This window comes from Pseudomonas sp. PA27(2017), assembly GCF_001945445.1.
Taxonomy (GTDB): domain Bacteria; phylum Pseudomonadota; class Gammaproteobacteria; order Pseudomonadales; family Pseudomonadaceae; genus Aquipseudomonas.
Window position 1 is genome coordinate 13,025 of sequence record NZ_MSXW01000007.1, and the last position, 26,479, is coordinate 39,503.

Here is a 26,479-nt window from a genome sequence, read left to right on the forward strand (position 1 = left end):
ACCTCACTTGGACGAGCGTTTGCGCGCCGGTTTGCTGGAATTGCCCTCAAGGCTGCGCTTGAGCAAGTCGGTAAGGTCGATGACGTCGGCGCTCTTGCTGGGCGGCTTGCGCTCGCCGCTTTCCACGTCTTCGATCTTGCCGGCCTTGGCCTTCTTCTCGACCAGTTTCATGATCTTGTCGCGGAAGGTGTCCTGATACTCGTCGGGCGACCACTCGACGGTCATGTCGCGCACCAGGCGCTTGGCCATGTCGCGCTCGCCCTTGCTGAGCTTGGCGCCGGTCACCGCCGCACTCAGCTCCAGGGTATCCAGGCCACGCACTTCATCGGGCCAGCGCAGCATCACCAGCAGCAGCGCATCGCCGTCGACCATCACCGCCGCCAGGTGCTGCTTGACGTGCAATACCACGTTGGCGAGCGCCACCTTGCCGGAGCTTTTGAGGGTCTGCTGCAGGAGCGCATAGACCTTTTCGCCGCGCTTGTCCGGCGCCAGGTAATAGGGCCGCTCGATGTTCTGCAGGGGGATGTTCTCGGCATCGAGAAAACCGAAGATGTCGATGGTCTGGGTGGATTCCGGATGAGCAGCGCGAATCTCGTCTTCGCTGATGATCACGTAGCGGCCCTTCTCCACCTGCACACCCTTGGCGATGTGCTCCTTGTCGACTTCCTTGCCGGTGGCCTTGTTGACGCGCTTGTAGCCGACCGGCTCCATGCTGCGCGCATCCAGCCAGTCGAAGTCGATGCCTGTGGATTCGGTGGCCGAAACCAGCGACACGGGAATGTGAACCAGCCCGAAACTGATCGCCCCTTTCCAGATTGCACGCGCCATGTGGCGATCTCCCGTAATGTTGTCCTTTACGGGTGACTGGCCGGTAAAAACAAAAGTTTCAATGATCCGCCGGAGGGCCCGGCGGCAGCGGCGCGGGCTCGCGCCGGGAGGGAGTTGGGAGCCTATAACGCAATGCCGTCACGGTAGATCACGTCACCGTCGATGGTGATGTCGCGGATCTGCCGAAGCATATTGTCGGCAGCGGTTTCCGCCTCACTCTCGCATACCGAGCCCAAGGCCGGCACCCAGAGCAGCTGCACCGCAGCGCCGGCGCATTTGGGTTGGTACTCGATCAGGCCAACGTAGTGCTGGCCATCCTTCATGGCGTCCGTCCAGGCAATGCATCCCTTGAAATTACGGAACATACCAGGCTCCCATTTTCACGAGGTACTCCATAAGAGCGCTGCAAGCTCGGAGACGTTCCCGTCATCCACGCGCGCGTTTCTCCAGCCAGGCAATCAGGTGCGGCACGGTGTTGAAGATGAACAGCGCCAGGAGCGTGGCCAGCACCGCCGTAGCCTCGCGCCCCATGCCCACGGTAATGCCGATGGCGGCGGTCAGCCAGATACCGGCAGCGGTGGTCAGGCCCTTGACCTGGTTCATCGAATCACCCTTGAGGATGGTGCCGGCGCACAGGAATCCGATACCGGCGACCAAGCCCTGGATGACCCGGCTCATGGCGTCATGCTCGGCGCCCATCTGCGCCGGCACCAGCACGAACATCGCCGAACCGATGGCCACCAGCATATGGGTGCGCACGCCGGCAGCCTTGCCGCTGGTCTCGCGCTCGAGCCCCAGCAAGCCGCCCAGCAATGCCGCCAGTAACAGGCGCAGGGTCACTTGGGTGAACTGCTCGGGGGTGCTCAGATCGGAAAATTCGTTGGCCAGCGTGGCCAGTACCGCGTCCCAGAAACTCAAGTCGTTCGCTCCAGCCTGCTCGTTCAGGAAGTCCAGCGCAGCGCTCGCCCGCGCTTGTGCAATCGACCCGCACCGCGGCCAGAGGTTTGCCTTTTTTGCCAACGTACCGCTGGGCGAAAAACCTGAACGCCGTGCAACGCCGGTCTCTCTACTGTTCTGACAGGCGAGCACGCCGCCCGCGCCCGAGGCGCACGACGAAAGGAGGTTCGGATGTCCAGAAATCACTACTTTCTCGTCAGCTACCGGCTTGGCAAGCAGAAGAAATCCACGGAGGTACAGGCCGCAGCTTCGGTGCTTACCCCCGAACAGGCCCGCTACCACGTCGAATCGCTGCACAGCAGCGAGTTGCCCAGCGAGATCACCGATATCGAGGTGAAGCCGATTGGCGACGCGACCGACCAGGAACCCGGTCAACAGCGGCAGACTTGAGCACGATCATGAGCGACCTTAGCCCCATCGAGAAAATCGCCCTCTACGGCGCGCCGGATCGCATCACCGACGCGCTGCAGGACGTGCTGCTAGAGCGCGGCCTGCAGGTCGTGGTGATCGTCGATGACCCGACCGATATCGCCGCGCGCCCAGGCCTGGCGGCCAAGAGCGGCACGCTGTTCAACGCCGACAGTGTGGCGCGAAGCGTTGTCGGCACGGATGCGGTGATCGTGGTGTTGAACAGTCGCTCGCTTCATATTGGAGGGTTCGAGCGTAGCTACGATGCCATCATCGCCTTGCTCGAAGGGCTGCCGACGGCGCGAGTCGAACGCCTGATGCTGATCGGCGAGCACGGCTGGCTGGATCGCGATGACGGGCTACCCACCGAGAAACTTGAACACCTGCAACATAGCCTGCACAAATCGCCGCTGGCGTGGACGCTCGTTGATGCGCCTGGTAGAGAGCCTGGTGGGCCGCTGAAAAACGTTGGCGAGGCAGCCAGCGCAAGGCAAAAGGAGGCGAAAAAGCGCAGTTTACAGGCTGTAAATGAGCATTTTGAGCCTGCTTTTAACGCTGCGATGGCAACGCAGGTAGTTTTTCAGCAGCCCGCCAATGCATTCATGACGCTGCAACACTATGCCTGCAGCGTGATAGACCAATGCCTGCAGGGGACGAGCGTCAAACAGCGTTTGCACGTCGACTCTCGCCCGCAGGCCGAGGAGGCCCCATGAGTCCTGAAAGCTATATTCTGTTGATGATTTCCGGTTGGTTACTGGTATCGGCGGCCATGCTGTGGGGCATGCTGCGCCTGCTCAACCGTTACCAGCTTGAAGCCCAGCTGGCCGAAGAATTCCCGCCCCTGCCCGCCTCACCCAGCGATCCGGTATGGCGTCGCCAGCACGCACCGCGTCGCGCCAAATTGCGCGCCCGTGCCCAGCGTACCTGTCAGCAGCATGCGCACGCGCTGATGAGCTAAGAATCAGTTGACGATTTTTAGGCAATGTTGAAGAGGCTGCTATAAGGCAGAGCGGCCACTCAAACCAACCTGTGGGAGCCCCGACCTCGGGGCGAAAAGATCGCAGCCTAGTTGCCTATCGGTAGCGCCTGAACGGATCGCCGCGAGGTCGCGGCTCCTACAGAAACGGGCCAAGTTCGTAGGCTTGATCGGGGCGCGTAGCCGGCGCTTTTTCATCCACCATCGTGATCGTAAAAGCGGTGGACGGATGAGGCGTCGTCCACCCTTGTCTGATCCATTGTGGGAACGGCAGCTCCCGCCACTTTGCAGGCAAAGCGCTGAAACCGGGCCGGACGATTTTGAAAAGGTTTCAATACCCAGCTGAAAGCCCCTGCACCTCGCGGTACAGGGGCTTTTTCACATCAGGCTGGAATCGCCTTGGTCAGTGGCTCGCGGGCCCACACGCGGTGCTTGGCGATGGCCGCGGTGAATGGCTGAACCAACCCGCTGCCCGCCTTCCCGGTAAGCAGCCCTTCGTCTTCCTTGAGTCTCAGCACCTTGAGCAGGTCCGCCGATTCGCCGCACAGGCCGATGGCCTTGAGGTGCTTGTAAGCTTCGAGCAGGTAATGCAACGCCACCCCATCGCCCTCCAGGGCCTTGGCGAAGCTCGTACCACCGGGCACCCATACTGCATCGAAGGCCACCGACGGCAAGCCCTGCATGGAGTCGTTGGGCACCAACTGCTTGCCGGCATCGCTCTTCACCGGCGCGGCGCTCGGCGCCAACAGCTTGAACTGCGCACCTTGCTTATCGAGCTCTGCAGTGAGGGCATCGATATCCGCCTGCTTGACGCCGTCGCCGATCAGGATCGCCACCTTGCGCGACTTGATGTTGCCCGGCAGCAGGTTCATCTGGCTCAGGGCCGGCGATTCCTTGAGGGAGATTTCCGGCACCTGCACGGTGGACCCGCTCGGTGCGTCGACACCGACGTTGGCCGCCACCTGCTTGGCCAGATCCAGATCGATGTTGGCGAGAATCTCATGCACCTGGCGCTCACGGATGTACAGGCGCTCGACTTTGCCGAGCTCGAAGCTGTACGCCGCGACGATGTGCGCTTTCTCGGCGTCGCTCATGCTGTTGAAGAACAGCCGCGCCTGGGAGAAGTGATCGCCGAACGACTCGGCGCGCTTGCGGATCTTCGGCCCGGACACTTCCTCGGGATAGCTGACGTAGCCGCCGCCCTTCGGAGCCTCGGGAGTTTCCTTCGGCCAGCCACCATCGATGGAATTCGGCTCATAGGAAGCCCGGCCCTTGTTGATGGTCTGGCGGTGGAAGGAGTCGCGGTTGTTGTTGTGGAACGGGCAGACAGGACGGTTGATCGGGATCTCGTTGAAGTTCGGGCCGCCCAGGCGCAGCAGTTGGGTGTCGGTGTAGGAGAACAGCCGGCCCTGTAGCAGCGGGTCGTTGGTGAAGTCGATCCCGGGCACGATGTTGGCCATCTGGAAGGCCACCTGCTCGGTTTCGGCGAAGAAGTTGTCCGGGTTGCGGTCGAGTACCAGCTTGCCGACCACACGCACCGGCACCTGTTCTTCGGGCACCAGCTTGGTGGCGTCGAGCAGATCGAAGTCGAACTTGTGCTCGTCTTCCTCGGGAATCACCTGCAGGCCCAGCTCCCACTCCAGCGGGTCGCCGTTCTCGATGTCGTCCCACAGGGTGCGGCGGTGGAAGTCCGGGTCCTTGCCGGCAAGCTTCTGCGCTTCGTCCCAGACCAGCGAGAACACGCCGGCGACCGGGCGCCAGTGGAACTTGACGAAGTGTGCACGGCCTTCGGCGTTGACCAGCCGGTAGGTGTGCACGCCGAAGCCCTGCATACCGCGAAAGCCGACCGGAATGGCGCGGTCGGACATGGTCCAGAGCACCATGTGGGCGGACTCAGGGGTCAGCGATACGAAGTCCCAGAAGGTGTCGTGGGCGGATGCGCCGGTGGGGATCTCGTTATGGGGCTCGGGCTTCACCGCATGCACGAAGTCGGGAAACTTGATGGCGTCCTGGATGAAGAACACCGGCATGTTATTGCCGATCAGGTCGAAGTTGCCTTCGTCGGTATAGAACTTGGTGGCGAAACCGCGCACGTCGCGCACGGTGTCGGCCGAGCCGCGCGGGCCCTGCACGGTGGAGAAGCGCACGAACACCGGGGTCTTCTTGCTCGGGTCGGTGAGAAAGTCCGCCTTGGTCAGCTCGCTCAGGTCTTCGTAGACCTGGAAGTAACCGTGGGCCGCTGCGCCGCGGGCATGCACCACACGCTCGGGAATGCGCTCGTGGTCGAAGTGGGTGAGCTTCTCGCGTAGAAACACGTCTTCGAGCAGCGACGGGCCGCGCTCGCCAGCACGCAGGCTGTTCTGGTTGTCGGCAATGCGCGTGCCGTGGTCATTGGTCAGGGCCTGGCCGGTGGCGTCTTCACGGAAACGTTCGAGTTGCTCGATCTTCTTGTTGCTGTTGCCGCGGTCGACGGTATCGGTTCCCGCCAACTCGCTGGTACGGCCCTTGTCTTTGGATTCCATCAGTCATCTCTCCTCACATGGGTATCGCCCGCCGGATCGATCGATCGGGGGCAACAGCGTCCTCCGCGCTCAGGCAGGCGCGGTTTGGACGTATGGACGCCTCAGGAATGTGAGGCCATGTGAGTAGGGACGTTCGGGTTATTTAGCGAGGCGATGCCCTGCAACAGGACGGACGGCACCAATGCCTGGCCTGAGCATGAAAAAGCCCGGCATGTGCGAGGCATGCCGGGCTTCTCGTTGTTGCGCAGCGATCAGTTGTCGATGCCGGACACGTTCCAGATTTCCTTGGCGTACTCGCGGATGGTGCGATCCGAGGAGAACCAGCCGGTGCGCGCGGTGTTGAGCACCGCCGCCTGCCACCATCGATCAGGAGTGCGCCAGAGGATGTCGACCTTGCGCTGCGCTTCCCAGTAGGCCTGGAAGTCGGCGCAGACCAGAAAGCGGTCATGGGCCAGCAGACCGTCGATCAGCCCGGTGTAGCGGCCCGGATCGTCCGGCGAGAACACCCCGGAGCGAATCGCCTCCAGGCCCCCCGCCAGCCGCTCGGAAGCCGCCACCTCAGCGCTCATGTTCAGATCACGCCGCGAACGGGCCGCGACCTGCTGGGCGGTCATGCCGAAGATGAACATGTTCTCACGGCCGATCTGCTCGGACATCTCCACATTGGCGCCATCCAGGGTGCCGATGGTCAGCGCGCCGTTGAGGGCGAACTTCATGTTGCTGGTACCGGAGGCCTCCAGGCCAGCCGTGGAAATCTGCTCGGAGAGATCGGCTGCCGGGATGATCACCTCGGCCAGGCTGACGTTGTAGTTGGGGATGAACACCACCTTGAGCAGCCCGCGCAGGGTCGGGTCGGCGTTGACGGTGCGGCTGATGTCGTTGGCCAGTTTGATGATCAGCTTGGCCTGGTGATAGCTGGCCGCGGCCTTGCCGGCGAAGATCTTCACCCGCGGCGCCCAGTCGGTGGCCGGGTCGTTGCGCATCGCCTGGTACAGCGCCACGGTGTGCAGCAGGTTGAGCAGTTGGCGTTTGTACTCGTGGATGCGCTTGACCTGCACGTCGAAGATCGCCTGGGTGTCCAGGCTGATGCCCATGCGTTCGCGCACCAGTTCGGCGAGGGCTCGTTTGGCGTGCTGGCGCTGGGCGGCGAACTGCTTGCGAAACGACGATTTGGCGGCGAACGGTTCGAGCGAACGCAGGGTGGTTTCCGGTGTGTCGAGCACGCCCTCGCCCAGCGCGCCGACCAGCAGCTCGGTCAACTGCGGGTTTGCCTGGAACAACCAGCGCCGAAAGGTCACGCCGTTGGTCTTGTTGTTGATGCGCTCCGGATACAGGCGATGGAAATCGCTGAACACGCTCTTGCGCATCAGGTTGGTGTGCAGCGCAGACACGCCGTTGATGCTGTGCGAACCCAGGAATGCCAGGTTGCCCATGCGCACGCGGCGGCCGTGATCCTCGTCGATCAGCGAGATGGAGCGCAGCAGGTCGAAATCGTGGATGTCCTTCGCGCGCAGCGAATCGATGTGGTACGCATTGATCAGATAAATGATCTGCATGTGCCGCGGTAGCAGGCGCTCCATCAGCGATACCGGCCAGGACTCCAACGCCTCGGGCAGCAAGGTGTGGTTGGTGTAGGACAGGGTCGCGGTAGTCAGCTTCCAGGCCTCGAACCACTCCAGGCGATACACGTCGACCAGCAGGCGCATCAGCTCGGCCACGGCGATCGCCGGGTGGGTGTCGTTGAGCTGGATAGCGACGCGGTCGGGCAGCGAATGAATGTCGAGGTTCAGCTCCAGGTGCCGGGCGATCAGGTCCTGCAGCGATGCCGAAACGAAGAAGAACTCCTGGCGCAGACGCAATTCCTGGCCAGCCTCGGTGCTGTCCGCCGGATAGAGCACCCGGGAAATACTCTCGGCCTTGACCACGTCGGCCACTGCGCCGAAGTGATCGCCGGCATTGAAGCGCTCCAGCTGCAGGTCTTCCTCGGCGCGGGCACGCCACAGGCGCAGGGTGTTGACGCTGGAATGGCGCCAGCCGACCACCGGGGTGTCGTAGGCAATGGCGCGCACCTGCTCGTTGGGGTGCCACTCGTGGCGCGAGATGTCGCCAGAATCGGCCAGGTTCACCACGCTGCCGCCGAAGCCGACGCTGTAGCTGACTTCCGGGCGCTCGAACTCCCATGGGTTGCCGAAATCCAGCCAGGTTTCGGTGTGCTCCTGCTGCCAGCCGTCGACCACCACCTGGCGGAACAGGCCGTGCTCATAGCGGATGCCATAACCGTGGGCGGCGATATTCAGGGTCGCCATGCTTTCCATGAAGCAGGCGGCCAAGCGGCCCAGGCCACCGTTGCCGAGGGCGGCGTCGGGCTCCAGATTGCGAATCTGCTCGAAGTCCACGTCCAGCTGCGCCAGCGCTTCGCGGGCGGTATCCAGCAGGCCGAGGTTGCTGAGGTTGTCGACCAGCAGGCGGCCGATCAGGAACTCCAGCGAGAGATAGTAAACGCGCTTCTGCTCCTGACGGTCGACCTGCAGGGAAGCGTCTTCCCAGTGATCGACCAGATGGTCGCGAGCCGCCAGGGCGACCGCTTCGAACCAGTCGTGGGCGAAGGCGTTACCTGGGTCCTTGCCCACCGAATACCTGAGCTTGGCCAGGATCAGTTGTTTGAAAGTATCGACGGTGTCTGTTGCTTTCACTGCTTCCTCGGCCATGCGGGTTCGCTCCCTGAATCAGTTATAGACGTGGCCGTTATGACCCTCTTCGGTGCCGCGGCTGGCGGCGAACAACATGGAGTCGGCGGTCGGCGCGTTCTTCAGACCTTCATAGGTGATGCCGCCGGCGCGGGCCTGCAGAAAGGCCTTCTTGGCTTCCCAGAGCGAATCTTCGCGGATGCCGTCGAGCAGATCATGACCGGTCAGGGTCAGGCCATTGGCGATGGAAACCGGCGCGCCGTTCCACGGATGGTGCTGGGAGCACTCGATCAGGTTGGCCTGGCACATCAGATGAATATGGTAGCTGACCGATTCGGCAGTGTGCTCGCCGACCTGCTGCGGGTAAAAGTGGTGTCCGGTTTCCAGTGCTTCGATCTGCAGCAGCAGTTCACGGATCAGTTCCCAATCACGTTTCATCGTCATCTCCTCGAATAAGGTTCGGCGGCTGGCGGGCGCATGCCAGAGCTCGGCGCGCCCTGCCCCAAAAGCACTTAGCAATGAGTCCGGCACCCGGAGGAGAGTTCAATTCGTCTGCCCAATTGCCGACGACCACTCATCCAGCCCCCTGAACTCGGCACGCTGCCGGCCTGCCACAGGGGTATCGGCCAGTGCCTTTGACCAGTGTCGTTCTGACGAGGAGCCCGACATGCCACGTGGAAGCAAAGACAAGTACACCGCGGCCCAGAAACGCAAGGCGGCGGCCATCGAATCCAGCTATGAGGAGCGCGGTATCCCAGAAGATCAGGCGCGCGCCAGGGCCTGGGCGACCGTCAACAAGCAGTCCGGCGGTGGCGAGCGCGCCGGCGGCTCGGGACGCCAGACCAGCGCCGGGCAGAAAACCCGCGCCCGCAAGGATTCCGCCCGCCAGGCAGCCGCTAGCCGACGCGGCGAGGTGCACCCCAACCGCCCCCTCGACGAACAGAGCAAACAGGAATTGCTGCACCTGGCCCGCGCCCGGCAGATCAGCGGCCGCTCGACGATGCGCAAAGCCGAACTGCTCAGCGCCCTGAAGAAAGCCTCTTGATAGGAGCTCCCATGCCTGCACACGACAGCAAACACAGCGCGACCAACCTGGCGCCCATGGAGCGAGTGATTTCCATCGCCGGCGGCGCACTGCTGATTCGCAAGGGGCTGGCCGTTGGCGGCCTGTTCGGGCTGACCGACATCGCTGCCGGCGCGCTGGGCATCTTTCGCGGGGTCACCGGCATATGCCCGGCTAAGCGGCGCATGGCGGCGCGTGGCAAAGCCGCCACGCTCAAGCGTCTGCCACCACCGCAGCGCCTGTTAGGTCAGTAATTGCCTAGCGGTAGGAGCAGATCATCGCCAGGAACTGGTTTTCGGTGCTGGTGCCGTGGGGCGCGGCTTCATCCCACAGCAGCAGTTCGCCGTTGTAATAGGCGAAATACAGCGCACCGTCCTGATCGTCGCGCTTGGCGAAGCCGCACACCGCCAGATCATCGCCGGCTACGTTGGCCGCCGTGCCGAACAGCGAGTCGAATTCGACCCCATCGGCATCGATGGCTGTAAACAGGCTGGACTTGGCCGCTTCGATATCGGCGTCACTCGGCGTCACCTGCACTCGGGTCGGGTTGATCTTGCCGGTCACCGGCACCTGCAACGCCGGCGGCTTGCCGGGCGTAGTGCAGCCGGCCAATAGCAACAGCACGGCGAAACTCGCCATCAAACTCTTCATGTGTTCACTCCCTGACGACTGATCGGTGCCGCACAAGCGGTGCGACATTGTATGCCAGATGGGCACTGGCAAGGTGACCAGCGCCGGCTGCAGGCTGCCTAGTGGCGCCATGCGCTGCCGCTTTGGCTGGCATCGACCGGACCGGCGCGCTAAATTGCGCCCTTGCCTGCCCTCATCCCGGAGCTTCCATGACCACCGACGACACCTGCGCCGATCTGCTGCTCGACAACCAGGTGTGCTTCGCCCTGCATTCGACCTCGCTGATGATGACCAAGATCTACAAGCCGCTGCTCAAGAAACTCGGCCTGACCTATCCGCAGTACCTGGCGATGCTGGTGTTATGGGAAGGCGACGGCATCACCGTGAGCGAGATCAGCGCGCGCCTGCTCACCGACCCTGGCTCGCTCACCCCTCTGCTCAAGCGCCTGGAAGCCGAGGGCTTGATCGACCGCAAGCGCAGCAGCGCCGACGAGCGCGTTGTGCACTTGCACCTCACCGACAAGGGCCGCGCCCTGCACGCCGAGGCCCGACAGATTCCCGGCTGCATCCTCGATGCCAGCGCCCAGACGGCCGAGCGCCTAGCCAAGCTCACCGCCGAGCTGACCGCCCTGCGCAAGCAATTGCAGGACAGCCTCTGAGCACAGGCGTGCAATCGACAGGTAACAGCCCAGGTCTACACTGAGCGTCGTCGAGACGATTCAGGACCGGCAATCTTGCGACTTCTCGAAAATACCTTGCGCGCAAACTAAATCACGACTAGAGTTCGCCTCGAGCAATTGAATTGCGCACCAACAAACATCGCACAAATCAAATACGAGGATTTCACCATGTCTATCGAAACCGTTGCCTACCGCGCCTACGCTGAAGCCACTGGTGGCCGTGAGGGCCGTGCCATTTCCTCCGACGGCGTGCTCGATGTCGCGCTGACCACACCGAAGGAGCTAGGCGGCGCAGGCGGCCAGGGTACCAACCCCGAGCAACTGTTCGCAGCCGGCTACTCGGCGTGCTTCCTGGGCGCGATCAAGTTCGTCGCGGCGCGCGACAAGCACAAGGTTTCGCCGGACAGCTGGATCGAAGGCATCGTCGGCATCGGCGCGGTGCCCACTGGCTTCGCCATCGAAGTGGAGTTGAAGATCACCCTGCCGGGCCTGGATCGTGAAGAGGCCAAGGCGCTGATCGACAAGGCGCACATCGTCTGCCCGTATTCCAACGCGACCCAGGGCAACATCGACGTGACTCTGACGCTGGTCGAGTAAGCGCCCGCCGCACCAACGCAAACGCCCCGGCATGACCGGGGCGTTTGCGTTTTCTGCCGTCAGGCAGCGCGGCTTTGCAGGTGCTGGATCGCCCCGCTCCTCCATGCGCTACCGAGCACCTCCTGCAACAGCGGCTGGGCGAAGTAGCGCTCGAGGTCGGCAGGGCTGCGCCAGCGGCTGTGCAACTGCCAGCGTCGGCGATCACGTTGCAGTTCGAACACCAGGCAACCGTCCAGCCGGCGTGTCGGCTCCAGCAGGTCACGCAGGTAGCCACCCAGTTCCTCACAACGACCAGGAGCGGCTTCGAGCACGGTGATGTGGGTTTGCAGGGTCATGTTTTTCTCCCTAGATCCAGTCGGCAATGCCACGGCGGTTTCGCCGTGGCATTGCCCTGTCAGTGAATGCTTGCCGTCGGGCGCACCACCAGTTCGCTGACGTCGACGTCCGCCGGTTGCTCGATGGCATAGGCCACGGCCCGGGCGATGGCCGACGGGCTGATGGCCACCTTGCGAAATTCGCGCATGGCGTCGCGGGCGCCTTCATCGGAGATGCTGTCGGCCAGTTCCGATTCCACCACGCCAGGCGACACCAGGGTGACGCGGATGTCGCCACCGACCTCCTGACGCAGGCCGTCGCTGATCGCCAGCACCGCGTACTTGGTGGCGCAGTACACCGCCGCGGTCGGCGAGACCCGGTAGGCGCCGATCGACGCCACGTTGATGATCTGCCCGCTACGCTGGGCCTGCATGACCGGCAAGGCTGCAGCGATGCCGTGCAGCACGCCGCGGATGTTGACGTCGATCATGCGATTCCACTCGTCCAGCTTCAGCGCCTCGATCATCGACAGCGGCATCACCCCGGCATTGTTGAGCAGCACGTCGACGCGGCCGTACTCGGCCATGGCGGCATCGACGAAGGCCTGCACGTCGGCGGCGTCGGTCACGTCCAGGCGGCGGGCGATGGCCTGGCCTCCGGACGCGCGAATCTCCTCGACCAATTGCTCGAGGCGCTCGACCCGGCGGGCGCCGAGCACGACACGAGCGCCCTTCTCGGCCAGCAAGCGTGCACAACCTTCGCCAATGCCACTGCTGGCGCCGGTGATGAGTACGACTTTTTCTTGGATATCGTTCATGGTGCGATCCTCTGGTCAGTGCGGCGAACGGTGCCGCGATGGATCCAGAGTAGGAGCCGAGGCCCCTTTCACGTTAGCCGGATACTGGAACATTCTTGCCTGATCGTGCGGATATTCGTTAAAGCGCCGCCCTCACCCGCTCAGTTCGCGGCATGTAGCGCAGACGATTGCCTAATGCTGCGAAACGCTTGCCCAATACTCCGAAGATCGATGGCCGTACAGGACGTCTGGGCAATTCCCGGATAGGCTTCGCACAAATTCGCGAGTGAGTACATGATGCAAGCCGACCAGCCTGATGACCTGGCCTTTCGCCAACGCGAACTGGCCCACCTGATTCAGCAGAACACCCCGACCGAGGGTATGCACGATACCCTTATCGACGGCCTCGGGCTGGCCTATACCACGGCGCCCAGCCTGCCGATGCCGACGCTTTACCGGCCGTGCCTGTGCATCATCGCCCAGGGCCGCAAGGAAATTCGCCTGGGTGCCGAGCAGTATTACTACGACCCGCTCAACTACCTGGTGGCGTCGGTCACCCTGCCGGTCACCGGCCAGGTGATCGAAGCGACCCCCGAGCAGCCCTACCTGAGCGTACGCCTGGACATCGACCCGGCGGTGATCAGCGAACTGCTCTCCGCCGCCGGGCCGATCGGCCTGCCGGCGCCCGGCCCGAGCCGCGCGCTGTTCGTCGACCGCCTGGACGCGTCGATGCTCGATGCGGTGATTCGCCTGCTGCGCCTGCTCGACACGCCCCGCGACGCCGGCATGCTGGCGCCGCTGGCCCTGCGCGAGATTTTCTATCGCTTGCTGCGCAGCCCCCAGGGCCAGCGCCTGCGCGAGATCGTCATGGCCGACAGCCAGAGCCACCGCATCGCCCGGGCCATCGAATGGATCAACCGGCATTACGACAAGCCGCTGCGCATCGAGGAACTGGCCCGCGAGGTCAACCTCAGCGCCTCGACCCTGCACCATCGCTTCAAGGCCGTCACCGCCCTGAGCCCGCTGCAGTATCAGAAGCAGCTGCGCCTGCAGGAGGCGCGTCGGCTGATGTTCAGCGAAGGCCTGGAAGCGGCCTCGGCGAGCTTTCGCGTCGGCTACGAGAGCCCCTCGCAATTCAGCCGCGAATACAGCCGCCTGTTTGGCGCCCCACCGCTGCGCGACATGCACCGCCTGCGCAATGCAGGCTGAGCGTAAAAGGGCTGCTGAAAGGGGCGGAGCAGCCACTCAAACCAACCTGTGGGAGCCCCGACCTCGGGGCGAAACGATTGCAGCCTGACTGCCTATTTCGGCGGTGCCTGAGCGAATCGCCGCGAGGTCGCGGCTCCTACAGTGGATCGGGGAACGGCCGCTACTGCTACCTTGCAGCCCCCGTCGATGAATCCGAACGCAGCGACAAAGCCGTCTCTCAGAAACGCTGAGTGACAGTCGCCGTCAGCGTCCGCTCTTCACCCAGGTAGCAGGCCCTTGCCGAGTAGCAGGACGCCACGTAGTACTCATCGGTGAGGTTGTTGGCAGTGAGCTGCAGCGACGTTCCCTTCAAGCCGACCTGGCTCAGGTCATAACCAACCGACGCATCGAACAGCGTGTAGGACGGCACGTCGAAGTCGTTCAGCTCGCTGCCCTCACTGTGGCCGACATAGCGCGCGCCGGCTCCGACGGTCAAACCGGCCAGTGCGCCGTCACTGAAGCGGTAATCGGCCCACAGGCTGGCCATACGCTCGGGCGTCTGCGGCGGCGTATTGCCCTTGGCGTCCACCACAGCGGCACCATCGTTGACGAAGTAGGACTTGCTGTAGGAAACGTCCGCATAGGTGTAGCCGGCGATCAGTTGCAGGTTGTCGACCGGCTTGAAGCGCGCCTCCAGCTCGACGCCACGTGACCGGATGCCGCCCACGCCCTTGTAGAAGCTGTCGGTGACCAGGCTGTTTTCCTTGGCGTACAGGTTCTCCATCTCCAGGTTGAAGAACGACAGGGTGTACAGATCGTCCGTGCCAGGCGGCTGGAACTTGAGGCCGGCTTCCCACTGCTCGCCGGTGGTCGGGTCGAGGATCTGCGCGCCGCTGGAGTAATTGGAGGTCGGGTTGAACGAGGTCGAATAGCTGACGTAGGGCGAGAGGCCGTTATCGAACGCATAGAGCACGCCGACATGGCCGCTGAGCTTCTCGCCCTGGTTGTCGTCCTTGCCGCTGATCTCGTCATCGATGGATACGTCGTACCAGTCCTGGCGCAGGCCGAAGGACAGGTTCCAGTTGTCGATCTCGACCAGGTCCTGCAGGTACAGGCCGGTCTGCTTCTGGCGCCGCAGGGCATCGTTGGTAGAACGCAAGGCCGTCAGGTCACCGTAATTCTGCACCGGGTCGAACACGTCGATGGGTGCGCCTGCGGTATCGCTCTGAGCGGCGATCTTGTTCTTCGAGTACTGATAATCCAGGCCCAGCACCAGGGTGTGCTGGGCTGCGCCGGTGGCGAAATCGGCCTGCAGCATGTTGTCGACGATCCAGGCGTGCAACTGCTCCTGGCCACCGCTGTAGCCACGGAACAGTTCGTTGCTGTTGGCACTGACGTAGCCCGAACCCCAGACCTGGCTGTTCGACACCCGCGCATCCAGGTAACGGAAGTTCTGCCGCGCGCTCCAGGTGTCGTTGAAGCGGTGCTCCAGCTCGTAGCCAAGCATCTGCTGGGTGCGGGTGAATTCCTCGATGGCCGGGTCACCCTCGAAGAAGCTGCTCGAGATGCGCTGCCCGTTGCGTTTGTGCACGGTGCCAGACGCAGGCAGACTGCCGTGATAGCCGCCGTTGGGATCGTCCTGCAAGTAGGCGTAGAGCGTCATGAACGTGTCATCACTGAGATTCAGTGCCAGGCTGGGCATCAGCGCATAGCGCGTCTCGGTGACGTGATCGGCCTGGGCATCGGCGTCCTTGGCCAGGCCGACCACCCGATAGGCGATGTTCTCGTTCAACGGCCCGGTGACGTCGAAGCCCAGGGACTTGCGGGCGTTGTTGCCATAGGACAGGTCCACCCGGCCGGACTGGGTGAACTCCGGGCGCTTGGTGCTGATGGCCGCCAGGCCGCCCGGGTTGCTGCGCCCGTACAGTACCGAAGACGGCCCCTTGAGAATGTCGATGCGCTCGATGAAGTATGGGTCGATCTGCAGGCTGCTGTAGGAGCCAGGATCGCCCATGGACTTCAGGCCATCGATGGTGATGTTGTCCACAGAGCCGTCGTTGATGCCGCGAATCGCCAGGTAATCGTAGCGATGGGTGTTGCCATAAGGATTGGTCAGCACGCCCGGGCTGTAGCGCATGGCATCGGCAGCGGTGAGCGCGCCCTGGCGCTCGATCTGCTCGCGGGTGACCACCGATACGCTCTGCGCGGTTTTCGCCAGCGCCTTGCTGGTCTTGGTCGACACGCTGCTGTGGGTGGCGTTGTAGCCGTCCATGCTGCCCAGCGCATTACCCAGGGCGAAGGCGCGTACATCGGTGCTGTCCAGCTCCAGCGAAGCGCTACCGGCTGGCGCCGCAGCTTCCAGGGAGTAGCCGCCGCTGCCATCGGCGACGGCCTGCAGGGCGCTGCCCTGCAGCAGCCGCGCGAAGCCGTCGTCCACACCCGCCTCGCCCTGCAGGCCCGGGCTCTGCTTGCCGGCAGTCAGCTGCGCATCGACCGACAGCAGCACGCCCGCCTCCGCTGCGAAACGGCTCAGTGCCGCCGACAGCGGCCCAGCCGGAATCTGGTAGCTGCGCGTCGCCTGCTGATGGCTGCCGGCATCGACGGCCTGGGCCTGCACGAACAGCGGCGAACAGGCCGCCAGGGCTAGGGTGGCCAGGCGGACCGAACGGCGCAGAGCAAGGGGCGAAAAGCAGAGCGGTGACGACATGCAGCAGTCCTCGAGACATCGCCCGCGCAGGGTGCGCAAGGGCCGGATGCACTGAGGCCAAGCGAGATCGAAAAAGGGGAACCGCATTGGCAAGAATAATTTCACCGGCAGGCCATCAGCCGGTCAGCGGCTCTACCGTCACCCACCAGGGCAACCGCCGATTGACGCGGATCGGCAGGCTGCCGGCCAGGGCGTCGAGAATGCGCCCGGTGTCGCACAACGGATAAGCGCCGACCAGGCGCAGATCGGCCACCCGCGGATCGCAGCCCAGGTAACCGGGCACGTATTCGGCCAGCTCGGCGATGAAATCGCCCAGGCGCCGGTCATTGGCCAGCAACATGCCGCGGCTCCAGGCCTGGCGCGCCTGGTCAACGGGCTCGCTGGCAGAGATATCGCTGGCGCTGAAGCGCACCTGCTGGCCGGCCTGCAGCACCTGGGCGGCGCGTACGGGCGACGGCTCGATACGCACGGCCCCGGCGAATACGCTGAGCTGGGTGAAATCCTCGCCTTCGCGCACGCTGAACCGGGTGCCGAGGGCCTGCAGCCGGCCGTGCCGGGTATCGAGCAGCAGCGGGCGCGGGTCGCTGGCGGTGTCGAGCAGCACCTCGCCCTGCAGCAATCGCAACAACCGGATCGAGGCGCTGTAATCGATGTCCACGGCAGTGCGGCTGGCCAGCCAGAGGTGGCTGCCATCGGCCAGGCGCAGATCCCGGATTTCCCCGGTGCCGGTACGCTCGCTGGCCAGCCAGGTACGCCAGGGCCGGCCTTGCCCGGCAGCCGCCAACAACCCTGCGCCACCCAGCACGGCGAACAGCCCGAGCACCTGCCGCCGGCTGCGTGCAGGGCTGCGCAAGGCCTGAGCCGCGGCGCGGCGGTGGGTATCGGCAGGCAGCCTGGCGAACTGACTGCTGATAGCCTCGACCCGCAGCCAGGCCGCGGCGTGCTCGGGGCGGTCCGCCAGCCATTGCTGCCAGGCACGCTGCTGCTGGGCGCTGATTGGCGGATCGGCCAGCACCGCGAACCATTCGGCAGCCTGCTGCAAGGCAGCGTGATCGGGCGCCACGGCTCAACCCTCGGCCAGCAGCAGGCACTGCAGCATGGCCTGGGCCATGTACTTCTTGACCATGCGCTCGGACACCTGCAGGCGCGTGGCGATAGCGGCGTAGGTCAGCCCGTCGAGCTGGGAAAGCAGGAACGCCTCGCGCACGTTGGCGGGCAGGCGCAGCAACATGGCGTCGATGGCCAGCAGGGTTTCGATGATCAGCTCGGTGGTTTCCGGCGACGGTGCGTGCGGCTCCGACTGCATCGCCAGAGCGTCGAGATAGGCGCGTTCGATCGCCTGGCGACGCCAGTGGTTGACCAGCAGTGAATGGGCGATGGTCGAGAGATAAGCCCGCGGTTCACGCAGTGACGGCACTTCGCGGTGCTTGGCGAGCAGGCGCACGAAGGTGTCCTGGGCAAGATCCGCGGCGTTTTCCGCGCAGCCCATGCGCTTGCGCAGCCAGCCGTTCAGCCAGCTGCTGTGCTCGAGATACAGCTGCTGCAAGGACTGTTGGGAGGAAACGAACGACATCGAGCACACCATCACCGTGCGGGGATAACGCACGAATGGTAATGCTTCTCAGAAACAAATTACAGGTATTCCTAACTCTGCCAGCGTGACGCCCCAGTACCAATCAGAGGCTGATCGGCCGACGGCCTGCCAGAGCGTGAGCCAGCGTGCCGCCATCGACCAGCTCCAGCTCGCCACCGAGCGGCATGCCGTGGGCGATGCGCGAAGCGACCATGCCTTTGCCGGCCAGCAGCTGGGCGATGTAATGGGCGGTCGCTTCGCCTTCCACCGTCGGGTTGGTGGCCAAAATCACTTCACTGAACTGCCCCGCCTCGATGCGCGCCAACAGTTCGGGAATGCCGATGGCCTCCGGCCCCAGGCCATCGAGGGGCGACAAGTGGCCCTTGAGCACGAAGTAACGCCCACGAAAGCCGGTGTGTTCGACGGCATACACGTCCATCGGCCCCTCCACCACGCAGAGCAGGCTGTCGTCGCGGCGCGGGTCTTCACAAATCTGGCAAAGCTCGCTCTCGCTCAGGCTGCGGCACGACTTGCAGTAACCCACGCCCTCCATTGCCTGGCTCAGTGCCTGGGCCAGCCGCTGAGCGCCATTGCGGTCGCGCTCGAGCAGTTGCAGCGCCATGCGCTGGGCGGTCTTCTGGCCGACACCGGGCAGGATGCGCAGCGATTCGATCAGTTGGCGGATCAGGGGGCTGAAGCTCATGGGGCGAGTGCTCGAAGAGGATGAAGCGAAAAGGTGTAACGGTAAGACGTAGCATGGGCCGAACCGCGCAGGCGACACCCATCGATCACCGACGGGGTGCAACCTGCCTTACCGCTGGCCCAGCGAATTACGGTAGCGATCAGACGGCGTGCAGAGCAAGGCGCTGACGGGCGAGGAACCGCAGTGTGCTACTGCACATGAGGATTCCGAGCCCGACGGCAACGCAGCCATGTGCGTCGGCTGGACGGCACGTGCCAATCAGAACGGCATCTTGAAGCCGGGCGGCAGCTGCATACCCGCCGTCATGCCAGACATCTTGTCCTGGCTGTTGGCTTCAATCTTGCGCACGGCGTCGTTGACGGCGGCGGCGATCAGGTCTTCGAGGATTTCCTTGTCTTCCTGCATCAGGCTGTCGTCGAGGCTGACGCGCTTGACGTCATGGCGACCGGTCATCACCACGCTAACCAGGCCGGCACCGGATTGGCCGGTGACCTCGGCGTTGGCCAACTCTTCCTGCATTTTCTGCATCTTTTCCTGCATCTGCTGCGCCTGCTTCATCAGGCCGGCCATGCCACCTTTCATCATGATGTTGTCCTCGGTAGTTCGACGTTATCGACGGGTTCGATACTGCCCGCACGCACGGAGGCGGCGAACTGGGAAATCATTTGCTGCACCAGCGGATCGTTCTGGATCGAGGCCTCGGCTTCGCGCTGACGATTGGCGCGCTTGCGGGCGGCGGCCTGGGCCGGGGTTTCCTGCTCGGGCTTGATCAGCTCGATGTTCAGCTGCATCTCGCGGCCATGGTAGGCGTTGAGGGCATCGTTCAGACGGCGCTGCTGGGTCGCGTTGAACAGTGCACTGTGACCGGGGTCCAGGTGCAAGAGCCACTTGTCGCCTTCGGCGGCGATCAGCGTGCAGTTGGCGGCGATGCTGCCGGTCATGCCGCTCAGGCCGAGCTTGGGGAACAGCTCGAGCCATTCGGCGGCCAAGCCGGTGGCGGGCATCGCCGCGGGCTCCGGTTCGGGCTCGGCCTGGGGCTGATCGCCTCCGAGCGCATCGGCGAAATCGTAATCCAGGTTGTCGACGTCCATCGACACATAGTCGTAGTCGCCAGGTGGCGGCTCGTCATCGCTGTCCGGCGGATTGAGGTCGCTGGTGTCGATAACCGGCACCTCGGCCAGCTCCGGAACGGGCAGCTCGGCGGCAGGTTCGGGCTGCGGCTGTACGGCGACTGGCGGTTGTGGCACAGACGCTGCGACGACCGGCTCCGGGGCCGGCGCAGGTGCTTCGCTGACCACCGGGGCGGGCGCGGCAGGCTCGACTTCGGCCGGCATCTCTTCCCAGGGTGGCGTGACGGTTGGCGCCTGCGCAACGGCTGGAGTCGCCGCGGGTGCGACGACAGCTGGCGCAGCGGGCGGCTCGACGGCGGGCGGTTCCGGCTGGCTGGGCACAGCTGGCTGGCTTGGCCCGGCAGGCGCCTGAGGCGCAGCACTGGCAATGGTTGGCGACGCAGCAGGCGCTGCGTCGGCCACCGGGGTTACCTGGGGATCAGCCTTGGCCTGGCTGATCCCCAGTGGCTTTAGCGCCACCTTCGGGGCATCGCCCTCGCCCGCCGGCCTGAACGCCAGCATGCGCAACAGCACCATCTCGAAACCGCTGCGCGGATCTGGCGCCAAAGGCAAGTCGCGACGGCCGATCAGGCCCATCTGGTAATAGAACTGTACATCCTCGGCCGGCAGCGCCTGGGCCAGCTGCAGAACCCGCTCGCGGTCGCCCTGGCCGTTGTCTACCGCATCGGGCAGCGCTTGGGCGATGGCTACGCGGTGCAACACGTTGAGCATCTCGGCCAGCACGCCGCTCCAGTCCGGGCCCTGCTCGGCGAGCTGGCGCACCGCTTCGATCAGGCCGCGGGCGTCGCCTTCGATCAGCGCATGCAGCACGCCATACACCTGACCGTGGTCGAGGGTGCCGAGCATGGAGCGCACGTCAGCCGCCAGCACCTTACCCTCGCCAAAGGCGATGGCCTGATCGGTGAGGCTCATGGCATCGCGCATCGAACCGTCGGCGGCGCGGCCGAGCAGCCACAGGGCATCGTCTTCGAAAGGAATGTTCTCGGCGCCCAGCACGTGGTTAAGGTGCTCGACCACCCGTTCGGGCGGCATGTTCTTCAGGGAGAACTGCAGGCAGCGCGACAGCACGGTGACCGGCAGCTTCTGCGGGTCGGTGGTGGCGAGCAGGAACTTGACGTGGGGCGGCGGCTCTTCGAGCGTCTTGAGCAGCGCGTTGAAGGAGCTGGTGGACAGCATGTGCACTTCGTCGATCAGGTAGACCTTGAAGCGCCCACGGCTGGGCGAGTACTGCACGTTGTCGAGCAGCTCGCGGGTGTCCTCGACCTTGGTGCGGCTGGCGGCGTCCACTTCGATGAGGTCGACGAAACGACCCTCGTCGATCTCCCGGCACACCGAACAGGTGCCGCAGGGCGTGGAGCTGATACCGGTTTCACAGTTCAGGCACTTGGCAATGATGCGCGCGATGGTGGTCTTGCCCACCCCGCGGGTGCCGGTGAACAGATAGGCATGGTGCAGACGCTGGCTGTCGAGTGCGTTGATCAGCGCTTTCAGCACATGGGTCTGCCCGACCATCTCGCGAAAGGAACGCGGGCGCCATTTGCGTGCAAGAACCTGATAACTCATTGAAAACCGTCGCCAGAGGAAAGCAAAAGAGCGCTAATGCTAGCTCAAATCGACCAGCCAGTGCGACGCCGATCGGCGGCCGCGAAAAGATGAAAATGACGCTGGCTATTTTTTATACAGCCGTGTATGATCCGCTCCGTTCGTACCACGCTGCAAGTCATCCGGCCCTTGGGCCTTCCTGATGGTTTCCTGGCAATCGGCATCCAATCGATGCACGCATCCCTGCCATGACCCCCTCCGCTGACTGATCTGGCCGTCTCGCTCATGCGCTGACCTCGCCAGTCTTCCGAAGTACAGACCCGCTACAGCAAGCCGCTAGAGAACCCTCTGCATTGCCATTGTTGCGTTGAAGCCAGGCTCGTCGAAATGCTCGTTTACAGCTCGTGAACGGTGCTTTTTCGCCAGTCTTCGCCTCGCACTGATTGCCTCGCCCAGGTTCCCAAATGGCCCGTTGGCTCACCCTATATAGGTTGAACTTAAAAGCGCGCAGCTCGCTCCGATAACCAATCCCGTTGGCATGAGCCAATGACCGGAGCCCTATTTTTTATGGCGCGATCATGCGCCTGCAGTACAGGAAACACCCGAATATGAATACCACTCAACAAATCCAGACCGCTATCCATACCCTTTCAAACGCATTCGCCCCGCTGGCTTGCCATATTCTGGCGGCACGCAAGGGCAGCTTCAGCTTCACCGTGGTCGACCACACCGGTGTGGCTCAGCACACCCAGCGCCTCTACCCCGGCCAGTACAGCGCCGACACGCTGCCAGGCGTGATCGAGCGTACGCGCAAGGCGCTGCGTCGCTGAATATCGAAACAAATGCGAAATTCATCACTATAAGGGCGCGAAAAAGCAGCCATCGTCGAACTAAATGATTTCCAGTCACTCATAGGGGTTCCTACGTAAACTGGAGTTCGTCAATGGAAAATGGTAATCGACAGCTTGTCGAGAAGCTATTCGCCCCACTACGTGCCACCTTCAGTCGGCCTCGCCCGGACGGTAGCATCGTTCTTTCCCTGATCGATGAAGCGGACACCACCGCCTACAGCCGGGTCTTGCAGAAACTGCAGATCAACGATTCGAACGCTTTTGCTCAGAGCCTCGAAGACATCCGCCTGGAGCTGGCCGTCAGAGCTGGCAACATTCCGGCGGAGATGCGCAAGGTGCTCAAGGAGCAGGACAGCGTCATCAGCTACCACCACGCCTGATTGCCGCTCCAACCGAAGCCCCGCTGCCCACAAGGCGCGGGGCTTCGTCGTTTGTGCAGCTAGCCTGGCGTGAAGCGGTAATGGCCGGTGATGGGAAAGCGAAACAGGATGGCCTCTTCCCGCGTACCGGCGCCGATGTTGTGCAGGATAAGCGGTTCGCCCGCTGCGGACAGCCGATCGGAAACGATGCCGATGTGGGTCTGCCCACGGCCCAGATCCCAGGTGACGATATCCCCGGCTCGATAAGCATCAGCCTCGCGTACGACGGGCAGCGCCATGCCCTGGCGCCGGAACCAGGTCATCAGATTGGGCACGCGGCGGTGGTCGATGTTGCGATCCGGGCGCTTGAGACCCCACTGTTTCGGGTATGCCGAGAAGTTCGCCGCCATGTCCTCGTGCACCGCCTTCTGCAGATCCAGGCCCTGCAAGCGTAAGGCACGGATGACCACGTCGGTGCACACCCCGGTTTGCATCGGCACGTCTCCACCGGGATAGCCGATGCGCCGGTAGGCGGGATCGTATGAGAGGGTCACGCCGATCTGCTCGCGTGCCCCGCTCACCAGTTCGGCCGGCTCGATGGCTGCCACTTGCAGGCTCAGCAGGCAGCCCAGCAGCAATAATCCCGTTCTCAGCACGCATTGCCTCCTTTCATGGCCAAACCGTTCGACGGTGTCTCTTCTTTATCCGGTAATTTTTTGCGACAGTATGGCTGGGCACGGTTGAAGCCATATTGGGATGCCCCCATCACTAATGAAGTCGTCGCCTTCGGCAATGCGCCCCACCTGATGAGGAGACCATAATGAGCAGCACTGACAAGCAGCACGCACCGCAGTCCGATACATCCTGTGAGCTCGCCCATGGCGCACTCATCGACCCTAATGGTCGGGAAATTCCGATTACCGAAAGCATGATCCAGCAAGCATGCAGCGAGCTCGACAAGGCCGCCGCAGCCAGCCAGCAGGACACCGCTAGCTGACACTGCGCAGGCCTCGCTATGCCACGTTGATCACGCGCGCGCCCAGCGCGCTGATCAGCGCCCCCAGCGGCTCGTCCACGCCGCGCAGCTCGACCTCCAGTCCTTCTATCTCACGCCGCATCGGATAGCGCTTGCGCAGCAGGTCGAAGCCGGCCTTGCGCGCCTGCTCGTCCACCACCAGGCTGCGGCGCAAATCGGCATCGTCACGGCGCGGGTCGTAGATCGCCCGGCACACCGTGGCCAGCGCCCAGGCGGGGTCGCTGCCCGCGGCGATGCTCAGGCGCGGCAGCCAGCGTGGCGGCGTCAACGACTCCAGCGAAATCGTCGGCTCGATGCCCTGATGAAGGCAAAACGCCTGGTAGATCTGCGCGGTGCCCCGCAGCTTGCCGTCCAGGCTGTAGCCGGCGATGTGCGGCGTGGCGATATGGCACAGCGCGGCCAGTTCGAGATCGACCAGCGGCTCGCCTTCCCAGACGTCCAGCACCACGTGAAGATCGGCGCCACTCTGCAAATACGCACGTAGCGCCGTGGTGTCGAGCACCGCCCCGCGGCTGGCATTGATCAACCAGGTACCCGGACGCAGCCGCTCCAGCACCTCGGCGTCGATCAGGTGCCGGGTGGCGAACTCGCCATCCCGGGCCAGCGGAGTGTGCAGGCTGATCACGTCGCACTGCTCGACGATCTGCTGCAGGCTCACATAATCGCCGCCTTCGCTGCGCTGCCGGGGCGGATCGCACACCAGCACCCGCCACCCCAGGGCGCGCAATACCCTGATCAGCCGTTCGCCCACCTGCCCGGCACCGACCACGCCATAGGTACGCTGCGCCAGATCGGCGCCAAGGCGCTCGCCGAGCACCAGCAGGCTGCCCAGCACGTAGTCGACCACCCCACGGGCGTTGCAGCCCGGCGCGCTGCTCCAGGCGATGCCGGCGTCGCTGAAGTAGTCGAGATCCAGGTGATCGGTGCCGATGGTGCAGGTACCGACGAAACGCACCGGGCTGCACCGCAGCAGCGCGCGGTCGACGGGCGTGACCGAACGCACCAGCAGCAACTCGGCATCGGCGACTGCCGCACGGTCGATGGCGCGGCCAGGCAAGCGATGAATCTCGCCGAAACCGGCGAAAAACTCGTCGAGCAGGGGAATGTTTTCGTCGGCGACTATGCGCATGGCAGTTCTCCACAAACCGTCAGGCATTCTACCTGCAAGCGCGCCGCTGCGCCTTTCCTGACCGAGCCGTCAGCGCGTAAACTGCACGGTTTTCTCTGCCCTGTGAACCTTGTCATGCCTGCCCAATCCCGCCTGCAGCGGGTGCGCGCCGAACTGCGCACGCTGCTCGCCCTTGCCCTGCCGATCATCGTCGCGCAACTGGCGTACACCTCGATCGGCTTCGTCGATACCGTGATGTCCGGCCGCTTCAGCGCCCGCGACCTGGCCGCCGTGGCCCTGGGCAACTCGATCTGGGTGCCGGTGTTCCTGCTGATGACCGGCATCCTGCTGGCCACTACGCCGAAGGTGGCGCAGCGTTTCGGTGCCGGGCAACTCGACGAGATCGGCCCGCTGGTGCGCCAGGCGCTGTGGTTGGCGCTGGCTGTCGGCAGTGTGGCGGGCGTTTTGTTGTGGAACGCGGAATTCGCCCTGCGCGTGATGAAAGTCGATGAAGACCTGATCGAACCTGCCATGGGCTACCTGCACGGCGTGGCCTTCGGTTTTCCCTGCGTGGCGCTGTATCACGTGCTGCGCTGCTACAGCGACGGCATGGGCCGCACACGGCCAAGCATGGTGATCGGCTTGCTCGGCCTGCTACTGAACATCCCCCTCAACTACGTGCTGATCTACGGCAAGCTCGGCATCCCGCCGCTTGGTAGCGTGGGCTGCGGCTGGGCCACGGCGGGCGTGATGGCCTTCATGCTGCTGGCGATGATCGTCTGGGTTCGGCGCGCCTCGGCCTATCGGCAAACCACGCCACTGCGCCGCTTCGAGCCGCCACGCTGGGCGCCGATCAAGCGCTTGCTGGGTATCGGCATGCCTATTGGCATTTCGGTATTTGCCGAGGCCAGCATCTTTTCGGTGATCGCCCTGCTGATCGGCAGCCTGGGCGCTACCGTGGTGGCCGGCCACCAGATCGCCCTGAACTTCGCCTCGCTGGTGTTCATGATCCCCTACTCCATCGGCATGGCCGCCACCGTTCGCATCGGCCAGGCGCTGGGCCGCGGCGCCCCGCGTGACGCGCGCTTCGCCGCCGGCGTGAGCATGGTCACCGCCCTTGCGTACGCCTGTGTATCGGCGAGCTGCATGTTGTTGCTACGCGAGGACATTGCCGCGATCTACACGCCGGCAACCGAGGTCATCGCCCTGGCGGCGAGCCTGATCGTCTATGCGGCGCTGTTCCAGTTCTCCGATGCCATCCAGGTCACGGCCGCAGGTGCATTGCGTGGCTATCAGGACACCCGGGCGACCATGATCATGACGCTGTTCGCCTATTGGGGTATTGGCCTGCCAGTCGGCTATGTGCTCGGCCTGACCGACCTGTTCGGCCCCGCCAGCGGCCCGGCAGGATTGTGGGAAGGCCTGATCGTCGGCCTGACCTGCGCCGCGTTGATGCTCACCCTGCGCCTGAAGATCAGCGCCAAACGGCGAATCTGGCTGATCGAAGCGTCAGGTCGCACGCATCCGAGTGCTAATTCATAGCAAGACGGCGCAAGCAGTGTCCGAGAATCCCTGTAGGAGCCGCGACCCGCGGCGAATCGCACCTACGACCCCGGTTCTCGCAGCAAGGCCACCATCGTTCGCGCCGAGGGCGACGCTCCTACTCGATTGGTGGTGCATCCGCGACCGCGTAGGAGCCGCGACCCCGCGGCGAATCGCACGTACGACGCTGGCCTTGCAGCAAGGCCACCATCGCTTTCGCGCCGGGGCGACGCTCCTACATGATTGGTAGTGCATCCACGGTCGCGTAGGAGCCGCGACCC

Annotated in this window: 29 protein-coding genes; 12 read left to right on the forward strand and 17 right to left on the reverse strand. The window is 63.9% G+C overall.

Annotated features, from left to right (window positions below; translation table 11 throughout):
* Positions 1-3: 3 nt before the first annotated feature.
* From BVH06_RS02655 to BVH06_RS02665, 3 genes are all read right to left on the reverse strand, one after another.
* Complete coding sequence (locus tag BVH06_RS02655; protein ID WP_075931428.1) at positions 4-828, reverse strand: Ku protein; 825 nt, start codon at positions 826-828, stop codon at positions 4-6.
* Positions 829-950: 122 nt separating this feature from the next.
* Positions 951-1,193: a hypothetical protein gene (locus BVH06_RS02660; RefSeq protein ID WP_075931429.1), complete on the reverse strand. Its 243-nt coding sequence runs from the start codon at positions 1,191-1,193 to the stop codon at positions 951-953.
* 61 nt (positions 1,194-1,254) lie between these two features.
* Positions 1,255-1,746 (reverse strand): MgtC/SapB family protein, encoded by a 492-nt coding sequence (locus BVH06_RS02665; RefSeq protein WP_075933093.1) that lies wholly within the window; start codon positions 1,744-1,746, stop codon positions 1,255-1,257.
* Between the two features lie 210 nt (positions 1,747-1,956).
* Here BVH06_RS02665 and BVH06_RS02670 point away from each other — a divergent pair, with 210 nt between their 5' ends.
* From BVH06_RS02670 to BVH06_RS02680, 3 genes are read left to right on the forward strand one after another with little or no spacing between them, the layout of a single operon-like run.
* On the forward strand, positions 1,957-2,175 hold the full coding sequence (locus BVH06_RS02670) for a hypothetical protein (protein ID WP_075931431.1): 219 nt from the start codon (positions 1,957-1,959) through the stop codon (positions 2,173-2,175).
* Between the two features lie 8 nt (positions 2,176-2,183).
* Positions 2,184-2,906: an NAD(P)H-binding protein gene (locus BVH06_RS02675; protein ID WP_075933094.1), complete on the forward strand. Its 723-nt coding sequence runs from the start codon at positions 2,184-2,186 to the stop codon at positions 2,904-2,906.
* Positions 2,903-3,151 (forward strand): hypothetical protein, encoded by a 249-nt coding sequence (locus BVH06_RS02680; protein ID WP_075931433.1) that lies wholly within the window; start codon positions 2,903-2,905, stop codon positions 3,149-3,151. Before BVH06_RS02675 ends, BVH06_RS02680 begins: the two co-directional genes overlap by 4 nt.
* A 401-nt stretch (positions 3,152-3,552) precedes the next feature.
* Here BVH06_RS02680 and katE read toward each other — a convergent pair whose 3' ends face one another.
* The 3 genes from katE to BVH06_RS02695 all read right to left on the reverse strand — a co-directional run bounded on the left by katE (position 3,553) and on the right by BVH06_RS02695 (position 8,816).
* A complete protein-coding gene (katE, locus tag BVH06_RS02685; RefSeq protein WP_075933095.1) occupies positions 3,553-5,691 on the reverse strand; it encodes a catalase HPII in 2,139 nt (712 codons plus the stop codon).
* 251 nt (positions 5,692-5,942) lie between these two features.
* Positions 5,943-8,399 (reverse strand): glycogen/starch/alpha-glucan phosphorylase, encoded by a 2,457-nt coding sequence (locus BVH06_RS02690; protein WP_075933096.1) that lies wholly within the window; start codon positions 8,397-8,399, stop codon positions 5,943-5,945.
* Positions 8,400-8,417: 18 nt separating this feature from the next.
* On the reverse strand, positions 8,418-8,816 hold the full coding sequence (locus BVH06_RS02695) for a DUF2513 domain-containing protein (protein ID WP_075931436.1): 399 nt from the start codon (positions 8,814-8,816) through the stop codon (positions 8,418-8,420).
* 229 nt (positions 8,817-9,045) lie between these two features.
* Between BVH06_RS02695 and BVH06_RS02700 the strand changes: the two genes are divergently transcribed.
* Both BVH06_RS02700 and BVH06_RS02705 read left to right on the forward strand, forming a co-directional pair.
* A complete protein-coding gene (locus tag BVH06_RS02700) occupies positions 9,046-9,423 on the forward strand; it encodes a Rho termination factor N-terminal domain-containing protein (protein WP_075933097.1) in 378 nt (125 codons plus the stop codon).
* An 11-nt stretch (positions 9,424-9,434) separates the two neighbouring features.
* Entirely contained in the window at positions 9,435-9,695 is a 261-nt protein-coding gene (locus BVH06_RS02705; RefSeq protein ID WP_075933098.1) for a DUF2892 domain-containing protein, read from the forward strand.
* 4 nt (positions 9,696-9,699) lie between these two features.
* Here the strand turns inward: BVH06_RS02705 and BVH06_RS02710 are convergent, their stop codons facing one another.
* A complete protein-coding gene (locus BVH06_RS02710) occupies positions 9,700-10,092 on the reverse strand; it encodes a hypothetical protein (RefSeq protein WP_075933099.1) in 393 nt (130 codons plus the stop codon).
* Positions 10,093-10,280: 188 nt separating this feature from the next.
* Here BVH06_RS02710 and BVH06_RS02715 point away from each other — a divergent pair, with 188 nt between their 5' ends.
* Together BVH06_RS02715 and BVH06_RS02720 are read left to right on the forward strand one after the other, a co-directional pair.
* Positions 10,281-10,730 (forward strand): MarR family winged helix-turn-helix transcriptional regulator, encoded by a 450-nt coding sequence (locus BVH06_RS02715; RefSeq protein ID WP_075933100.1) that lies wholly within the window; start codon positions 10,281-10,283, stop codon positions 10,728-10,730.
* 189 nt (positions 10,731-10,919) lie between these two features.
* Entirely contained in the window at positions 10,920-11,348 is a 429-nt protein-coding gene (locus BVH06_RS02720; protein ID WP_073264773.1) for an organic hydroperoxide resistance protein, read from the forward strand.
* Between the two features lie 59 nt (positions 11,349-11,407).
* Here the strand turns inward: BVH06_RS02720 and BVH06_RS02725 are convergent, their stop codons facing one another.
* A complete protein-coding gene (locus tag BVH06_RS02725) occupies positions 11,408-11,683 on the reverse strand; it encodes a putative quinol monooxygenase (RefSeq protein WP_075933101.1) in 276 nt (91 codons plus the stop codon).
* A 59-nt stretch (positions 11,684-11,742) separates the two neighbouring features.
* Complete coding sequence (locus tag BVH06_RS02730) at positions 11,743-12,480, reverse strand: SDR family oxidoreductase (RefSeq protein ID WP_075933102.1); 738 nt, start codon at positions 12,478-12,480, stop codon at positions 11,743-11,745.
* 276 nt (positions 12,481-12,756) lie between these two features.
* On the opposite strand from BVH06_RS02730, the gene BVH06_RS02735 reads away from it, so the two are divergent.
* The gene (locus BVH06_RS02735; protein WP_075933103.1) at positions 12,757-13,668 is read left to right on the forward strand and encodes an AraC family transcriptional regulator; all 912 of its coding nucleotides are present in this window, start codon (positions 12,757-12,759) and stop codon (positions 13,666-13,668) included.
* 217 nt (positions 13,669-13,885) lie between these two features.
* On the opposite strand, the gene BVH06_RS02740 is transcribed toward BVH06_RS02735, so the two are convergent.
* The 6 genes from BVH06_RS02740 to dnaX form a co-directional block, all read right to left on the reverse strand.
* Positions 13,886-16,354 (reverse strand): TonB-dependent siderophore receptor, encoded by a 2,469-nt coding sequence (locus tag BVH06_RS02740; protein ID WP_075933104.1) that lies wholly within the window; start codon positions 16,352-16,354, stop codon positions 13,886-13,888.
* A 115-nt stretch (positions 16,355-16,469) separates the two neighbouring features.
* The gene (locus BVH06_RS02745) at positions 16,470-17,417 is read right to left on the reverse strand and encodes a FecR domain-containing protein (RefSeq protein WP_075933105.1); all 948 of its coding nucleotides are present in this window, start codon (positions 17,415-17,417) and stop codon (positions 16,470-16,472) included.
* Positions 17,418-17,420: 3 nt separating this feature from the next.
* Complete coding sequence (locus BVH06_RS02750; RefSeq protein WP_075933106.1) at positions 17,421-17,927, reverse strand: sigma-70 family RNA polymerase sigma factor; 507 nt, start codon at positions 17,925-17,927, stop codon at positions 17,421-17,423.
* Positions 17,928-18,030: 103 nt separating this feature from the next.
* Positions 18,031-18,630 carry a recombination mediator RecR gene (gene recR / locus BVH06_RS02755; RefSeq protein ID WP_013791928.1) on the reverse strand — a complete coding sequence of 200 codons (600 nt, stop codon included), beginning with the start codon at positions 18,628-18,630 and terminating at the stop codon, positions 18,031-18,033.
* Positions 18,631-18,888: 258 nt separating this feature from the next.
* Complete coding sequence (locus tag BVH06_RS02760) at positions 18,889-19,215, reverse strand: YbaB/EbfC family nucleoid-associated protein (protein ID WP_013791929.1); 327 nt, start codon at positions 19,213-19,215, stop codon at positions 18,889-18,891.
* Positions 19,212-21,323: a DNA polymerase III subunit gamma/tau gene (gene dnaX, locus BVH06_RS02765; protein WP_075933107.1), complete on the reverse strand. Its 2,112-nt coding sequence runs from the start codon at positions 21,321-21,323 to the stop codon at positions 19,212-19,214. The genes BVH06_RS02760 and dnaX overlap by 4 nt, the downstream gene beginning before the upstream one ends.
* Positions 21,324-21,910: 587 nt before the next feature.
* Here dnaX and BVH06_RS02770 point away from each other — a divergent pair.
* Positions 21,911-22,132 (forward strand): hypothetical protein, encoded by a 222-nt coding sequence (locus BVH06_RS02770; protein WP_075931448.1) that lies wholly within the window; start codon positions 21,911-21,913, stop codon positions 22,130-22,132.
* Between the two features lie 113 nt (positions 22,133-22,245).
* Entirely contained in the window at positions 22,246-22,533 is a 288-nt protein-coding gene (locus tag BVH06_RS02775; RefSeq protein ID WP_070887068.1) for a DUF3509 domain-containing protein, read from the forward strand.
* Positions 22,534-22,592: 59 nt separating this feature from the next.
* Here BVH06_RS02775 and BVH06_RS02780 read toward each other — a convergent pair whose 3' ends face one another.
* The gene (locus BVH06_RS02780; RefSeq protein ID WP_075933111.1) at positions 22,593-23,165 is read right to left on the reverse strand and encodes a DUF1287 domain-containing protein; all 573 of its coding nucleotides are present in this window, start codon (positions 23,163-23,165) and stop codon (positions 22,593-22,595) included.
* A gap of 167 nt (positions 23,166-23,332) precedes the next feature.
* Here BVH06_RS02780 and BVH06_RS25670 point away from each other — a divergent pair, with 167 nt between their 5' ends.
* Positions 23,333-23,509 (forward strand): PA1571 family protein, encoded by a 177-nt coding sequence (locus BVH06_RS25670; RefSeq protein WP_168172878.1) that lies wholly within the window; start codon positions 23,333-23,335, stop codon positions 23,507-23,509.
* Positions 23,510-23,525: 16 nt separating this feature from the next.
* Here the strand turns inward: BVH06_RS25670 and pdxB are convergent, their stop codons facing one another.
* Positions 23,526-24,677, reverse strand: a complete 1,152-nt coding sequence (gene pdxB / locus BVH06_RS02785; RefSeq protein ID WP_075933108.1) for a 4-phosphoerythronate dehydrogenase PdxB — start codon at positions 24,675-24,677, stop codon at positions 23,526-23,528.
* Between the two features lie 114 nt (positions 24,678-24,791).
* On the opposite strand from pdxB, the gene BVH06_RS02790 reads away from it, so the two are divergent.
* Positions 24,792-26,198 carry an MATE family efflux transporter gene (locus BVH06_RS02790; RefSeq protein WP_075933109.1) on the forward strand — a complete coding sequence of 469 codons (1,407 nt, stop codon included), beginning with the start codon at positions 24,792-24,794 and terminating at the stop codon, positions 26,196-26,198.
* Positions 26,199-26,479 lie beyond the last annotated feature (281 nt).